This window comes from Pseudomonas huaxiensis (assembly GCF_003231275.1).
GTDB classification, from domain to species: domain Bacteria; phylum Pseudomonadota; class Gammaproteobacteria; order Pseudomonadales; family Pseudomonadaceae; genus Aquipseudomonas; species Aquipseudomonas huaxiensis.
Genome location: NZ_QKVL01000036.1, coordinates 1 through 14,043, shown reverse-complemented (window position 1 = coordinate 14,043; position 14,043 = coordinate 1). Strand labels below are relative to the sequence as shown.

13 protein-coding genes are annotated in these 14,043 nt (G+C 63.8%); 5 read left to right on the top strand and 8 right to left on the bottom strand.

Going from position 1 to position 14,043, the window contains the following annotated elements; all coding sequences use genetic code 11:
• The first annotated feature begins 7 nt into the window (after positions 1-7).
• The 4 genes from aceF to DM374_RS25945 all read left to right on the top strand — a co-directional run bounded on the left by aceF (position 8) and on the right by DM374_RS25945 (position 6,032).
• Positions 8-1,642, top strand: a complete 1,635-nt coding sequence (gene aceF, locus DM374_RS25960; RefSeq protein ID WP_110972447.1) for a dihydrolipoyllysine-residue acetyltransferase — start codon at positions 8-10, stop codon at positions 1,640-1,642.
• Between the two features lie 301 nt (positions 1,643-1,943).
• The gene (locus DM374_RS25955; RefSeq protein WP_110972446.1) at positions 1,944-4,634 is read left to right on the top strand and encodes a putative bifunctional diguanylate cyclase/phosphodiesterase; all 2,691 of its coding nucleotides are present in this window, start codon (positions 1,944-1,946) and stop codon (positions 4,632-4,634) included.
• A 90-nt stretch (positions 4,635-4,724) separates the two neighbouring features.
• Positions 4,725-5,390: a peptide-methionine (S)-S-oxide reductase MsrA gene (gene msrA, locus DM374_RS25950; RefSeq protein WP_110972445.1), complete on the top strand. Its 666-nt coding sequence runs from the start codon at positions 4,725-4,727 to the stop codon at positions 5,388-5,390.
• 9 nt (positions 5,391-5,399) lie between these two features.
• A complete protein-coding gene (locus DM374_RS25945; protein ID WP_110972444.1) occupies positions 5,400-6,032 on the top strand; it encodes a glutathione S-transferase N-terminal domain-containing protein in 633 nt (210 codons plus the stop codon).
• 262 nt (positions 6,033-6,294) lie between these two features.
• Here DM374_RS25945 and creD read toward each other — a convergent pair whose 3' ends face one another.
• The 4 genes from creD to rloA2 form a co-directional block, all read right to left on the bottom strand.
• Complete coding sequence (gene creD / locus DM374_RS25935) at positions 6,295-7,629, bottom strand: cell envelope integrity protein CreD (RefSeq protein WP_110972442.1); 1,335 nt, start codon at positions 7,627-7,629, stop codon at positions 6,295-6,297.
• An 84-nt stretch (positions 7,630-7,713) separates the two neighbouring features.
• Positions 7,714-9,147 carry a two-component system sensor histidine kinase CreC gene (gene creC, locus DM374_RS25930; protein ID WP_110972441.1) on the bottom strand — a complete coding sequence of 478 codons (1,434 nt, stop codon included), beginning with the start codon at positions 9,145-9,147 and terminating at the stop codon, positions 7,714-7,716.
• A complete protein-coding gene (gene creB, locus DM374_RS25925) occupies positions 9,147-9,833 on the bottom strand; it encodes a two-component system response regulator CreB (RefSeq protein ID WP_110972440.1) in 687 nt (228 codons plus the stop codon). The genes creC and creB overlap by 1 nt, the downstream gene beginning before the upstream one ends.
• Positions 9,834-9,964: 131 nt before the next feature.
• Positions 9,965-10,462 carry a retropepsin-like aspartic peptidase RloA2 gene (gene rloA2 / locus DM374_RS25920; protein WP_110972478.1) on the bottom strand — a complete coding sequence of 166 codons (498 nt, stop codon included), beginning with the start codon at positions 10,460-10,462 and terminating at the stop codon, positions 9,965-9,967.
• Positions 10,463-10,642: 180 nt separating this feature from the next.
• Between rloA2 and DM374_RS25915 the strand changes: the two genes are divergently transcribed.
• Complete coding sequence (locus DM374_RS25915) at positions 10,643-11,530, top strand: acyltransferase (protein ID WP_110972439.1); 888 nt, start codon at positions 10,643-10,645, stop codon at positions 11,528-11,530.
• Here the strand turns inward: DM374_RS25915 and DM374_RS25910 are convergent.
• The 4 genes from DM374_RS25910 to DM374_RS25900 form a co-directional block, all read right to left on the bottom strand.
• Complete coding sequence (locus DM374_RS25910; protein WP_110972438.1) at positions 11,522-12,109, bottom strand: DUF2780 domain-containing protein; 588 nt, start codon at positions 12,107-12,109, stop codon at positions 11,522-11,524. The genes DM374_RS25915 and DM374_RS25910 overlap by 9 nt on opposite strands.
• 213 nt (positions 12,110-12,322) lie before the next feature.
• A complete protein-coding gene (locus DM374_RS33530) occupies positions 12,323-12,478 on the bottom strand; it encodes a hypothetical protein (RefSeq protein ID WP_175653416.1) in 156 nt (51 codons plus the stop codon).
• A complete protein-coding gene (locus DM374_RS25905; RefSeq protein WP_110972437.1) occupies positions 12,475-13,587 on the bottom strand; it encodes a PepSY-associated TM helix domain-containing protein in 1,113 nt (370 codons plus the stop codon). The genes DM374_RS33530 and DM374_RS25905 overlap by 4 nt, the downstream gene beginning before the upstream one ends.
• Before the next feature lie 124 nt (positions 13,588-13,711).
• A partial coding sequence (locus tag DM374_RS25900; protein ID WP_157969748.1) for a TonB-dependent receptor domain-containing protein occupies positions 13,712-14,043 on the bottom strand: 332 nt, incomplete at its 5' end.

Here is a 14,043-nt window from a genome sequence, read left to right as displayed (position 1 = left end):
TTTTTAAGTGAGCGAACTCATTCGCGTACCTGACATCGGCAGCGGTGAAGGTGAAATCATCGAGCTGTTCGTCAAGGTCGGTGACCGTATCGAGGCCGACCAGAGCCTGCTGACCCTGGAGTCCGACAAGGCCTCCATGGAGATCCCCGCGCCGAAGGCCGGTGTGGTCAAGTCGCTGAAGGTCAAGCTGGGCGACCGCCTGAAAGAAGGCGACGAGTTGCTGGAACTGGAAGTCGAGGGTGCCGCTGCCGCGGCGCCTGAGGCTCCGGCCGCTGCTGCTCCGGCTGCCGCGCCTGCCGCTGCACCGGCTGCTGAAGCAGCTCCGGCAGCGGCTGCCGCACCGGCAACCGCCACCGTTCAGGACATCCACGTTCCGGATATCGGTTCGTCGGGCAAGGCCAAGATCATCGAAGTGCTGGTCAAGGCTGGCGATACCGTCAGCGCCGACCAGTCGCTGATCACCCTGGAGTCGGACAAGGCCAGCATGGAGATCCCGTCTCCTGCCGCTGGCGTGGTCGAAGCCGTGATCGTCAAGCTGGACGACGAAGTCGGCACTGGCGACCTGATCCTCAAGCTGAAAATCGCGGGCGCCGCGCCTGCCGCTGCTCCGGCTCCGGCCGCAGCACCTGCGCCGGCTGCCAAGGCTGAGGCCGCTCCGGCTGCCGCTGCTGCCCCGGCACCGGCTGCAGCAGCACCTGCTGCCGCGCCTGTGGTCGCCAGCGGTGCCAAAGTTCACGCCGGCCCAGCCGTGCGTCAACTGGCCCGCGAGTTCGGTGTCGAGCTGAACGCCGTCGCAGCCACCGGCCCGCATGGCCGTGTGCTGAAAGAAGACGTGCAGGTTTACGTCAAAGCCATGATGCAGAAGGCCAAGGAAGCACCGGCCGCAGGTGGCGCAACCGGTGGCGCGGGCATCCCGCCGATCCCGGTCGTGGACTTCAGCAAGTTCGGTGAAGTCGAAGAAGTGGCAATGACCCGCCTGATGCAGGTCGGCGCTGCCAACCTGCACCGCAGCTGGCTGAACGTGCCGCACGTGACGCAATTCGACTCGGCGGATATCACCGAGCTGGAAGCGTTCCGTATCGCGCAGAAAGCCGTGGCCGAGAAGGCTGGCGTCAAGCTGACCGTTCTGCCGCTGCTGCTCAAGGCCTCTGCTCACCTGCTCAAGGAACTGCCGGACTTCAACAGTTCGCTGGCGCCAAGCGGCAAAGCGATCATCCGCAAGAAGTACGTGAACATCGGCTTCGCCGTGGACACCCCGGACGGTCTGCTGGTCCCTGTGATCAAGAACGTCGATCAGAAGAGCCTGCTGCAACTGGCTGCCGAAGCTGCGGCCCTGGCCGAAAAAGCCCGGACCAAAAAGCTGTCTGCCGACGACATGCAAGGCGCTTGCTTCACCATCTCCAGCCTCGGTCACATTGGCGGCACAGGCTTCACGCCGATCGTCAACGCGCCGGAAGTGGCGATCCTCGGTGTTTCCAAGGCCACCATCCAGCCAGTCTGGGACGGTAAAGCCTTCCAGCCGAAGCTGATGCTGCCACTGTCGCTGTCCTACGATCACCGTGTGATCAACGGCGCAGCCGCCGCGCGCTTCACCAAGCGCCTGAGCGACCTGCTGGGCGACATCCGCACCATCCTGCTGTAACCGTTGTTCACCTGTCTCCCTCTGCCGGGGGAGACAGGCCCGCTTTCGAGCTGCCACGCTCGTACCTCAACCCCGTCTCTGACGGGGCTTTTTTTGTCTGCGAAAAAACGGTTCAGCGCCCCGGCCCGCCTGGCGTTTACCGGTAGCGGGGCTGAAGAAAAGCGCCGCCATGCCGACATAGATCAAGACGCCAGCCAACCTATTACTTGTCAGCCTCTGGCGCATGATGCAACCTTGCCCAATCGTGCATAGCAGCAATGTGCCAAGCCCGTGCCATCAGTCTTTTTCGAGCGAGCTTCCCATGAAAAGCCAAACCGATGCTGCCAGCCGTCCGGCGGCCGAGGTAGTGACGCAGTTACCGGTGCCATCACGGCTCGGCATGCTGCGTTTCGAGCGGCTGAACGAAGCTAGCTGGGCGATGCTTTACCTCGATCCGGGCTGCGAACGGCAGTTCGGTCTGCCGGCGGTGGAGCTGTGTGCCCTGGTTGGTTCGCCCTACGCCAGCCTCATGGCCCCCGAGGCGCGCTACAAGCTGCACGACGCCATCGAAGCGCAGTTGGCGCTCGGCAATCACTACCTGACCCGCTACACCCTGCACACCAGCCATGGCCCGCTGAACCTGCTGGAAGTGGGCGAAGCCTACCGGCAGCACAATCGCCACCTGCTGCGCGGCTACCTGCTGGTGCTGGACGACCAGCCCGGTGAGATGACCGAACTCAGCGCCGACGACCTGGAAACCCGCAACAGCCGCCTGCAGATCGCCCTCAAGCTGAACCAGCAGGCGCAGCAGGAACAACTTGAACACCTGGAACGAGTGCGGGCCCAGCAGGACCTCATCCTGCACCTGGCCCGGCACCGCTACAGCGCCAGCAATTCGCTGCAGGAAGCCGCCGAGCTGATCACCCGCAGCGCGTGCGAGATCTACAACATCGATTGCGCCAGCATCTGGTACCTGGAAGGCCAGCGCCTGGAGCCGATTTCCGCGTTCTACCGCGAGACCCGCGAGTACCGCCTGCCTGAGGCGATCGACGCCGGTCTGTTTCCGGATTACCTGGAAGCGCTGCACACCAGCCGCGCTATCGATGCGCACAACGCCAGCCATGACCCGCGCACCCGTGACATCACCGAGAGCCTGCGCCCGCGCGACATCATCGCCATGCTCGATGCCAGTATCCGCATCGACGGCCAGGTGGTCGGCGTCCTTTGCCTCGAACACGGCGGCAGCCCGCGTGCCTGGCAGACCGACGAGATTGCCTTCGCCGGCGAGCTGGCGGACCAGTTCGCCCAGGTCATCAACAACCACAACCGACGCACCGCCACCAACGCCTTGTACCTGTTCCAACGCGCGGTGGAGCAGAGCGCCAACGCCTTTCTGCTGGTCAACCGCGACGGCGTGGTCGAGTACGTCAACCCGAGCTTTACCGCGATCACCCAGTACAGCTCCGACGAAGTCCAGGGGCATCGGCTGTCCGAGCTGTCGGCGCTGGAAAATCTCAGCGAATTGCTTTTCGACGATTCCAGCCTGGCCGTGGGCAATAGCTGGCAGGGCGAGTTCAAGAGCCGGCGCAAGAACCTCGAGCCCTACTGGGGGCAACTGTCGATTTCCAAGGTGTATGGCGACAACCGCGAGTTGACCCACTACATCGGCATCTACGAAGACGTCACCCAGAACAAGCTCGCCCAGCAGCGCATCGAGCGCTTGGCCTACACCGACAACCTGACGGGCCTCGGCAATCGTCCGGCGTTCATCCGCAGCCTCGACGAGCGTTTCGCCCGCGACAGCGACACGCCGATCTGCCTGCTGCTGGTGGACATCGACAACTTCAAGCGGATCAACGACAGCCTCGGCCATCAGACCGGCGACAAGCTGCTGGTGAGCCTCGCCCGGCGCCTGCGCAACAGCCTCAGCCCCGGTGGCAGCCTGGCGCGTTTTGCCAGTAACGAGTTCGCCGTGTTGCTGGACAACACCGACATGGAAAGCGGCCAGCAGACCGCGCAGTCGCTGCTCAACACCCTCGACAAACCGATGTTCGTCGACAACCAGTTGATCAACGTGACCGGCTCCGTGGGGCTGGCGTGTGCGCCGCTGCACGGCCGCGACCCGCAGACCCTGATGAAAAACGCCGGCCTCGCGCTGCACAAGGCCAAGGCCAACGGCAAGCATCAGGTCCAGGTGTTCACCGAAGCGCTGAATGCCGAGGCCAGCTACAAGCTGTTCGTCGAGAACAACCTGCGCCGAGCCCTGGCGCAGAACGAATTGCAGGTGTTCTACCAGCCCAAGCTGTGCCTGCGCACCGGCCGCCTGCTCGGCCTGGAAGCGCTGCTGCGCTGGAACCACCCGGAAAAGGGCATGATCCGCCCGGACCAGTTCATCAGCGTGGCCGAGGAAACCGGCCTGATCATCCCCATCGGCAAATGGGTGGCGCGCCAGTCGTGCCGCATGAGCCAGCAACTGGCCGCCGAGGGCATGCCCAACCTGCAAGTGGCGATCAACCTGTCGCCCAAGCAGTTCTCCGATCCGGACCTGGTCGCCTCGATCGCCAACATCCTCCAGGAAGAAGCGCTGCCGCCGCACCTGCTGGAGCTGGAACTGACCGAAGGCCTGCTGCTGGAAGCCACCGAAGACACCCGCCGCCAGCTCGACCAGCTCAAGCAACTGGGCCTGACCCTGGCGATGGACGACTTCGGCACCGGTTACTCCTCGCTCAGCTACCTGAAGAAATTCCCGATCGACATCATCAAGATCGATCGCAGCTTCATCAACGAAATTCCCGACAACCAGGACGACATGGAAATCACCTCGGCGGTGGTGGCCATGGCCCACAACCTCAAGCTCAAGGTGGTCGCCGAAGGTATCGAGACCGCCGAGCAACTGGCGTTCCTGCGTCGTCACCGTTGCGATGTCGGCCAGGGCTACCTGTTCGACAAGCCGATCCCCGGCGATGAGCTGGTTGAAAAGCTCAGGCGCTATCCGCGTGGCCCGGTGGCCTGACAGTCACGCAACACTCGGGCACACTACGGGTCTATCCCAATAGACGACATCGCTCGGCGATGTCTCCTACCTGACAAGAGGAATGGGTCCATGGTCCTGCGTTCGGAAATCCTGGTGAACAAAAACGTCCTGCCTACCGCTGAACAGGCGCTGCCTGGCCGCGAAACCCCGATGTCCCTGCCCGAGCGGCATTTCGTGTTCAAAGAGACGCCGTTGCTCGGCCCGTTCTTCGAGAATGTCGACTTCGCGATTTTCGCCCTGGGCTGCTTCTGGGGCGCCGAGCGCCGCTTCTGGCAGCGTGATGGCGTGGTCAGCACCGTGGTCGGTTATGCCGGTGGCTTTACACCGAACCCGACCTACGAAGAAGTCTGCTCGGGTCTGACCGGGCATACCGAAGTGGTGCTGGTGGTGTTCGACAAGGACAAGCTCAGCTACGGCGAGCTGCTGAAGATGTTCTGGGAACTGCACAACCCGACCCAGGGCATGCGCCAGGGCAATGACATCGGCACCCAATACCGCTCGGCGATCTACTGCACCAGCCCGCAGCACTTGCAGGAAGCCGAGGCGAGCAAGGCGCAGTACCAGGCTGAACTGAGCAAGGCCGGTTACGGCGAGATCAGCACCGAGATTGCCCAGGCGCCGACCGTGTATTTCGCCGAGGCTTACCACCAGCAGTACCTGGCGAAGAACCCCGAGGGCTATTGCGGCATCGGCGGTACCGGTGTCTGCCTGCCGCCCAGCCTGCAAGGCAACTGAGGACGCGCCATGACCACGCCGAGCATGACGTTGTACCACTCGCCGCTGTCGCCCTTCGTGCGCAAGGTCACGGTGTTCCTGCACGAGACCGGGCAGTTCGACCGGGTCGCGCTGAACACCATCAACATGAGCCCGGTGAACCCCGATGCCGGCCTGAACCGCGACAACCCGGTCGGCAAGATCCCGGCGCTGGTGCTGGGCAACGGCACCGTGTTGCATGACAGCCGGGTGATTCTCGAATACCTCGACCTGCAACACGTCGGCAACCCGCTGATCCCGCGTGAGGGCGACGCGCGCTGGCGCCGCCTGAGCCTGGCTTCGCAGGCGGACGCGATCATGGACGCCTCGGTGCTGGCGCGTTACGAGCAGTTCCTGCGGCCTGCTGAGAAACAGTGGGACGAATGGCTCACCGCGCAGCAGGAGAAGATTCGCCGCGGTCTGGCGGATTTCGAGGCCGAGCATATTGCTGAACTCGCTTCGGTGTTCGACGTCGCGGCGATCGGTGCGGCTTGTGCGCTGGGCTATATCGACTTGCGCATGCCGAACTTCGGCTGGCGTGAGCAGCAGCCGAAGCTGGCGGCGTGGTATGCGCAGGTCAGTCAGCGCCCTTCGATGAAGCTGACGGCACCGCCGGCGGCCTGATCCGGCATTTTCGGGGCCGCTTTGCGGCAGTTCGGCGCCCCGACAAGCTCGCTCCCATAGGGCTTTGATGTTGGTTTAAGTCATTGTGGGAGCGAGCTTGCTCGCGAACGACCGCGAAGCGGTCGCAATCCGGGCACCACCGCGATCAGTATTTCGCTACCGTCCTCGACCTTCCTCCAGCCGGCCTTCACCTCCGCTACCCACACGTGGCCAATCCCCTTGGCTAATTCGTTCGCGAACACCCGCTCCTCGCGCAACCCACTCATGCCGCCACCCCCTGGCCCGCGCGATACCAGTCCAGCCGCCGCGTCAGCACCATGAACACACCCAGCAAGGCGAACAGCAGCAACGCCCCCATCAATAGCGCGTAATCCTCAGCGCTGAGCAACCCGTAAAGCATCGCGTACAGCACCGCCAACCCGGCACCGAAGCCCAACCCTCGCGCCCGGCTGTGCAGCACATGGCACAGGTAGAAACCGATCAACGCCACACAGCCACTCGCCGACAACCCATACGCCAGGGCAAAGCCAAGGTGCTCGGACAACGACAGCAGCAACAGGTAGAACAGCGCCAGCGCAACGCCCACCAAGGCGTACTGGATCGGGTGGACGCTGAGGTTACGCAGCACTTCGAAGAGGAAGAAGCCGGCGAAGGTCAGGGCGATGAACAGCAGCGCGTATTTGATCGCCCGCTCGCTTTTCAGGTACTGGTCCACCGGATCGACGAAGTTGACGCCGAACCGCCGGCTCTGGAAGTCCGTGCACTGGTCGGTCGTCACGCAGCGTTCAAGGGCGTCTTCCATATTGGTGGAGAAGAACGAGGTCTGCCAGTGAGCGTTGAAGCCCTTGTCGGTGATTTCGCGGCTGTTGGGCAGGTAGTTGCCGATAAAGCCCGGGTGCGGCCAGTTGGCGCTGAGATTCACATTGCTGCTGCGGCCCACCGGCAGCACATGCAACTGCCCGGTGCCTTGCAGCTTGAGGTCGAAAGCGTAGTCCAGGCGCATTTCGTTCTGGCTATCGAGCCCCGGTACGCTGGCGCGCACGCCGCTGCCGAGCCAGTCCGCGCCGCTGCCGGCGGCGAAGTCGAGGGTCTGACCGTTGAGTTGCAGTTGCAGGCCGTTCTGGATGCCACGGATATCGCTGATGCCCACTGCGATGAACGGTGTTTCGAAGCGGTAGTCGTCGAGGTCGTCCTTGATGCCCCAGTTGGCCGGTACCTTGAACTGGCCGCTGACATGGCTGTTGGCGTGGTACAGCCGCGCCTCGTAAATGCCCCGCGAGCGCAGCTCGGTGTTGGCGTCGGCATCGAGGACGAAAGTCTCTGGCAGAAAGGCCAGGTGGAGGGTGCGTACGCGGGTTTCCTGGAAGGTCCGGCCGTCCTGGGTTTTCCATACGCGCTCGGTCTTGCGGTACGGCACCACGAGGATCGGGCCGCTGATCTGCTGAGCATGGCTGGAGCTCTGGCCGATGTCCTCGACCACGCTGTCGCGCAGGGACTGCCGTTCGCTGATCAGGCCGCCGATCATCACCAGGGGAATCAGCAGTCCGATCACCAGCAAGGCGATGATGCCGAGTTTGATACTCAGGGTTTTGTTCATGGAAGGGCTCCGCTTGAGAAGGAGCCCAGTCTGCGAGCGCTGTGTGGAGCGACGCGGGAGTGAATGTGGAGTTTGTGTGGAGATTCAGCTCAGGCGATTGGCGGGCAGCCACAACCACACGCGCACGCCGCCTTCGACGTTGGCGATCTCCAGTGAGCCGCCATGCAGTTGCATGACTTCCTCGACGAAGTTCAGGCCAAGGCCGGTGCTCTTGCGTCCGGTGTCCGGCCGGGGCAGCGAATAGAAGCGTTCGCAGAGACGGCCCAGAGCGTAATCGGGAATCGCCGCGCCCTGGTTGTACAGGCTCAGGGCCACGCGCTGTGCATCGTGTTCCAGTTCGAACACCAACTGGCCGCCAGGCGGGGTGAAGTCCAGGGCGTTTTCCAGCAGGTTGCCGATCGCCTGACGCATCAGAAATGGCTCGCAGTACAGCCACGCCGCCGCCGGAACGTGCTGACGCACCTGCAGGCCGGCGCTTTCGATGCGGGCGCTGCGGGCCAGCAGCAGGGCGTCGACCATCTCCGCCAGCGCCACTTGCTGTTGGTCCTCCAGCCCTTGACGCTGCTCGACCTGGGCCAGGTCCAGCAGGCGCTCGATCAATTGCTGCATGCGCGCGCTTTCGCTCTCGATGTTTTGGCTGAAGCGCTGGCGCTGTTCTTCCGGCATCGGTCCCTGCAACAGCTCGCTGGCGCCGCGGATCGCCGCCAGCGGGCTTTTCAGTTCGTGGGTCAGGGTGTGCACGTAACGCTCGACGTAGGCTTTGCCTTCCAGCTGGGTGCGCATGCGCTCTACCGCGTCCGCCAGTTGCGCCAGCTCGCCGCCTCGGTAGTGCGGCAGGGCCACGCGCTCGCCGGCGCTGACGGCCTGGGCGTAGCGGGTCAGCCGGCGCAGCGAGCGGGTCAGCCACCATGACAGCGCCGCGCCCACCAGCAGGCCGAGCACGATCAGGCCGATACCGAGAGTAACCAGGTGTTGTTCCGAACGGTCGACGTAGGGTTGCAGCGAGCGGTTGGGCTTGGCCACGGTGACCACGCCGATCAGCGTGCCGTTGTCGAGGATCGGCGCGGCGACGTGCATCACCGAGGAGTCTGGATCGTCCGGATCGCTGCGGGTCGAGCGGGCGCCGTACTGGCCGCGCAGGGTGAGGTAGACGTCGTTCCAGCGCGAGTAATCCTGGCCCAGCGCCTCGCCGCTGGAGTCCAGCAGAACGATGCCCTTTGCGTCGGTGACGTAGATGCGGTGATTCACCTCGTTCTTGGACAGGCCCCAGATTTGCGCGTTGGGGCGACGCTGGCCGTAGGCCTTGAGCAACTGCGGCAGCGCGCTCTGGCCGAGGGTGCCGGCCTTGACCTGATCGCGAAGGATTTCCGCCAGCAGGTTGGCGGTGTCCACCAGGGTTTCCTCGGAGGACTGGCGCACAGCCGGGCGCACCTGCTCGCGCACCGTGTTGAGGACGAAATACGCGGTCAGCCCGACAAACAGGAAATACACCAGGAAGATACGAATACCCAGGCGCATCAGCTTTGGTCCGGGTTGTAGCTGTAGCCCAGGCCGCGGTGGGTCTGGATTGGCTCGGCTTCGGCGGCGACCAGGCGCAGCTTGGCGCGCAGGCTCTTGATATGGCTGTCGATGGTGCGCTCGTAGCCGATATCGGCCGCCACGCCCACGGCGTCCAGCAACTGCTCGCGGCTGAAGACCCGCTGCGGCTGCTCCAGCAGGCACTGCAACAGGCGGAATTCGTGGCGGGTCAGGCTGAGCGGGTGTTCGCGGTAGTGGATCTGCATGCGCAGGGTGTCGATGTTGAACGGCGTGGTGCCGGTGGCGGGGGCGGTGCTGGCTGCGGGCGTTATGCGCTTGAGGATGGCGCGCACCCGGGCGGCGACTTCCCGCGGGCTGAACGGCTTGACCACATAATCGTCGGCGCCGATTTCCAGGCCCACCACCCGGTCGATTTCTCCGTCGCGGGCACTGAGAAACATCACCGGCACTTCGCTGAAGCGGCGCAGTTGCTTGCAGGTCTCGAATCCGCTGATATCCGGCAGGCCGATATCAAGGATGACCAGATCCGCCGGCTGCTGGCGCTGTCGCTCCAGTGCAGCCTGGCCGAGGGTCACCCACTCGGTACTGTGGCCTTCGCCCTGCAAGGCGTAGATCAGGGTGTCGGCGATGGCCGCTTCGTCTTCAACGATCAATATGTGCGGCATAAAGGCAGCTACAAGTGGCGAGTTGGAAGCGGCAAGTTTAAAGCGATTTGCTGCGGGCTGCGCTTTCACGTCCAAACCCGGCCGCTCTGCTTTAACTTGCAGCTTGAAGCTTGCCCCTTGCAGCTACTGCGTCAGCAGTCCGGCTTGTCGGCGGTGAAGCGGCGGGCCGGGTTTACCGCGGCGCCGAATTCGCGCAGGGCCTTGGCGCCGATCAGCAGCGGGTAGTTGAAGCTGCTGCGGTCGGTCAGGTTGACCTCTACGGTGCGCTTCACATCACCCAGGCACAGCTCCAGGTCGATGACCGGACGGTGGGCGATCTCGGTGCCTTCTTCGTCTTCTTCGTCGGCGCGGTTCTTGATCTTGCTGATGCGCGCCAGCTTGTGTTCGAAGACCTTGCTGTCGGCATCCCTGGTGGCCAGGCGGAAGCGCACCCAGTCCTCGCCGTTACGGCTGAACTGTTCGATGTCCTTGGCGGACAGCGAGGCGGTGAGGGCGCCGGTGTCCATCTTGGCTTTGAGGGTCTGGCCGATTTCCGGCAGGCCGATGTATTCGTAGCGACCGTAGAGGGTCGGCTCGGCGGCCATCACCGGCAGCGACAGCAGGCCAAGCAGGGCGATCAGTGGTTTCAATGGCATGACTTCCTTGGGACGAGACGACAGTTAGACTGCCGTTGTGCTTTAGGTTCGGCAAGCTACGGTAATGAACACAACGTGAAACATTTGTTCACGACACTCGCCGGGCAGAATTTGGCGTTCATGGCGAGGCTGCTTATCATGACCGGCCGTCTTTCCCACAATAAGAGTGGATTTATGCGCCGCCTGCTCACCGGCAGTTTCGTCATCCTGTTGCTGTTGCTCAACACCCTGATCATGATCGGACCGCTGCTGTTTTGCGCGCTGCTCAAGCTGGTCCTGCCTGGCCATCACCGTGATCGCGCCTCGCGGGCGGTGATGTGGTTTGCCGAGACCTGGGCCGAAGTCGACAAGCTGATCTTCGCCCTGTGCATCCCCACCCGCTGGGATGTGCGCGGCAATGCCAACCTGCGGTTGGACACTTCTTACCTCTGCGTCAGCAACCACCAGACCTGGGTCGATATCCCGGCGCTGATCCAGGTCCTGAACCGCAAGATCCCGTTCTTCAAGTTCTTCCTGAAAAAGGAGCTGATCTGGGTGCCGCTGCTGGGCCTGGCCTGGTGGGCGCTGGATTACCCGTTCATGAAGCGCTACAGCAAGGCCTTCCTCGACAAACACCCGCACCTCAAGGGCCAGGACCTGGCCATCACCAAGGCGGCGTGCGAGCTGTTCAAGCGTCAGCCGGTGACCGTGGTCAATTATCTGGAAGGCACCCGCTTCACCGAGGCCAAGCGCCAGGAACAACAGTCGCCATATCGGCACCTGCTCAAGCCCAAGGCCGGTGGTGTCGCCTTTGTGCTGGCGGCCTTGGGTGAGCAGCTCGACGCGCTGCTGGACGTGACCATCGTTTATCCCGGCGACAAGGCGCCGGGCTTCTGGGATCTGGTCAGCGGCGGGTTGCCGCGGGTGATCGTCGATATTCAGGTGCGTGAACTGGACCCGGCGCTGTGGGCCGGCGACTACGAGACCGACCCGGCGGTGCGCCAGGCCGTGCAGGACTGGGTCAACCAGTTGTGGCGCGAGAAGGATGGGCGGATCGAGGCCCTGCGCGCGGAATTAAACTGACGGGACGGTTGCCGGGGCGAGCGGTGTGACGGTGCCGTTGCCCCAGATGCCGGCCAGGTTGTGCAACAACGACCCGGCCACGCCTTGCTGGCCGAGGTACTGCAGGATCAGTGGCGCGAAGCGGGCGATCATGCCGTTCTCCATGCCGAGGGCGCTGAACGCGTTGTTCAGGTCCGTCCCGTTCTTCACCTCTCCGCCGAGCGCATTGCTCAACGCTGAAGCCTGACCGCTCTTGCCGAGCAGATCCCCCAACCCCGCCAGCCCGCCGAGGGCATTTTCGCCAGACAACATGTCGAGGCCCGGCACGGCCTTGCTCAGTTGCTGGTAATCGCCGCTGCTCAACTGATTGCGCGCCAGGCCCAGCAGAGCGCCCGTGCCGCCAATGGCTTGTTCCGGGGTGATCTTGAGTTCGCTGCCGAGGGTGTTGAGCAGATTGGCCGAAGCGGCGGGTGCCTGCACGGCGGCGTCATCGGACTTGCCTTGCATGGCGGACACGGCATTGGCCGCGTCGTTGAGGTTGAAAGCGAAGGCCGAACTGGCGGCCAGGGTCATCAGGGTGACCAGCGCGAAACGTTTCATGGCAAAGACCTCGTCAGCCGTAAAGGCAGGGAAAACGAGGTGTTGGAGTGGATTGGCGGGGGAATGTTCCCGGAGGTGGCGGTGTCGCGACGAGGGGCTGCGTTGGGGGACCTTATCGCGAGCAAGCTCGCTCCTACAGGCCTACAGGCCTACAGGCCTACAGGCCTACAGGGTAGGGGGTAGGAGCGAGCTTGCTCGCGATAAGGCAGATATCTACCTGAAAAAGCCCCTGAACCCATACCAGGCCGGCAACCCCAATCCAACCCACGCCAGCGCATCCCACCAACCATCCCCAAGCAGCGCCGCAAACAACCCCGCCGCCCCGAGCACCCCGATCAACAGCGGCATGCCAAACACCTTCATGTTCATCGCGCCCCCTCCGCGGCCGTGCGCCGACGCACCCACCAGAGATAGAGCCCGCTGCCCAGTACGATGATGGTCAGCACATCCAGCGCCGCCCACAGAATCTGCATCGGCCGGCCGCCGTAGTCGCCAAAGTGCAGCGGCTGTGACAGGCCCATGGCGTCCATGTACCACGGCCGCTCGCCCACGGCGGTGACCGCCAGGGTGCTGGCGTCGATCAATACCGGTGTCAGCAGGTGGGCGGTCAGGTGGCTGCTGCCCTTCATGAATACCGCGTAGTGGTGTTCGCTGGAGAAGCGTGTGCCGGGGAAGGCGATGAAGTCGGGCGTCATGCCCGGCGCAGCGTCGGCGGCGATATCCAGTACCCGGCTGACCGGTGCCAGCACGGTCAGCGGCGGTGCATCACGGTACGGCGCGACCATCGCCGTCAGGCTGTCGTTGCGCCATGCTGCGATGACCAGATCCGACAGCGCGCTGATCACCCCGGTGACGCCCACCACCAGCGCCCAAGTCAGGGTGACGACGCCGATCAGGTTATGCAGGTCGAGCCAGCGCAGCCGCCGCGACTTGTCGTGGCGCACCGTGGCGAAGTCCAGCCGGCGCATGAACGGCGCATAAAGCACCACGCCGGAAATGATCGCCACGACAAACAGCACGCCCATGAATGCCAGCAGCAGCTTGCCCGGCAGGCCGGCGAACATGTCCACGTGCAGGCGCAGCATGGTCATCATGAAACCGCCGTTGGCCGACGGCATTTCCACCGCCTCGCCGGTACGCGCGTCGAGCATGAAGGTGTGCGACGAGTTGGGCTCGGTGCCGGCGGTGGCGGCCATGATCGCCACCACGCCGTTGCTGTCGTCTTCGTCCCAGCCGAAGTACTGCATCACCTCACCCGGACGATGGGCCTCGGCCTTGAGTACAAGCTGCGCGAGGTCCAGTTTCGGGGTGTCGGCGGGCATCACCTTCAGCTCGGGCGCGTCACCCAGCAGGTGGTCGATTTCGTGGTGGAAGATCAGCGGCAGGCCGGTGACTGCCAGTAGCAGCAGGAACAGGGTGCTGATGAGGCTGGTCCAGGTGTGGATCGCGGACCAGCGGCGGATGGTTTTGGCTTGCATGGGGTTGGCTAACCGTCGGTAGAAAGCGGTGCAGATAATCGCGAGCAAGCTCGCTCCTACAGGGAGAGACGATTTCCTGTAGGAGCGAGCTTGTCGGGGCGCCGAACCGTCGCGATTGGGGGCCTTAAAACTCCAGCTGAGCCGAGAACTGCACGGTCCGTGGATCACCCAGGTAGAAGCTGTTCAGCCAGTATTCCTTGTTCGCCAGGTTGGCGACGTTGACCCGGAAGGTCACGTCGTTGTCCGCCACGTGAGTCTTGTAGCGCGCACCCGCATCGAAGGTGGTGAACGATGGCAGGCTCACGTGGTTGGCTTCATCGGCATATTGCTTGCCGGTGTAGTAGGCACCACCGGTCAGCGCTACGCCCGGCAGCGCGTCCAGGTCGTACTCGGCGTAGACCTTGGCCAGTTGCTTGGCGACGTTGGTCGGGGCGTTGCCTTCGTTGGCGGTGATGG

What these genes read in the sequence shown, in the direction of transcription:
- DM374_RS25915 (WP_110972439.1), top strand. Translation starts at nt 10,643, where the DNA reads ATGCGCCGCCTGCTCACCGGCAGTTTCGTCATCCTGTTGCTGTTGCTC.
- DM374_RS33530 (WP_175653416.1), bottom strand. Translation starts at nt 12,478, where the DNA reads ATGAACATGAAGGTGTTTGGCATGCCGCTGTTGATCGGGGTGCTCGGG.
- creC (WP_110972441.1), bottom strand. Translation starts at nt 9,147, where the DNA reads ATGCGCCTGGGTATTCGTATCTTCCTGGTGTATTTCCTGTTTGTCGGG.
- DM374_RS25945 (WP_110972444.1), top strand. Translation starts at nt 5,400, where the DNA reads ATGACCACGCCGAGCATGACGTTGTACCACTCGCCGCTGTCGCCCTTC.
- creD (WP_110972442.1), bottom strand. Translation starts at nt 7,629, where the DNA reads ATGAACAAAACCCTGAGTATCAAACTCGGCATCATCGCCTTGCTGGTG.
- creB (WP_110972440.1), bottom strand. Translation starts at nt 9,833, where the DNA reads ATGCCGCACATATTGATCGTTGAAGACGAAGCGGCCATCGCCGACACC.
- msrA (WP_110972445.1), top strand. Translation starts at nt 4,725, where the DNA reads ATGGTCCTGCGTTCGGAAATCCTGGTGAACAAAAACGTCCTGCCTACC.
- DM374_RS25905 (WP_110972437.1), bottom strand. Translation starts at nt 13,587, where the DNA reads ATGCAAGCCAAAACCATCCGCCGCTGGTCCGCGATCCACACCTGGACC.
- DM374_RS25955 (WP_110972446.1), top strand. Translation starts at nt 1,944, where the DNA reads ATGAAAAGCCAAACCGATGCTGCCAGCCGTCCGGCGGCCGAGGTAGTG.
- DM374_RS25910 (WP_110972438.1), bottom strand. Translation starts at nt 12,109, where the DNA reads ATGAAACGTTTCGCGCTGGTCACCCTGATGACCCTGGCCGCCAGTTCG.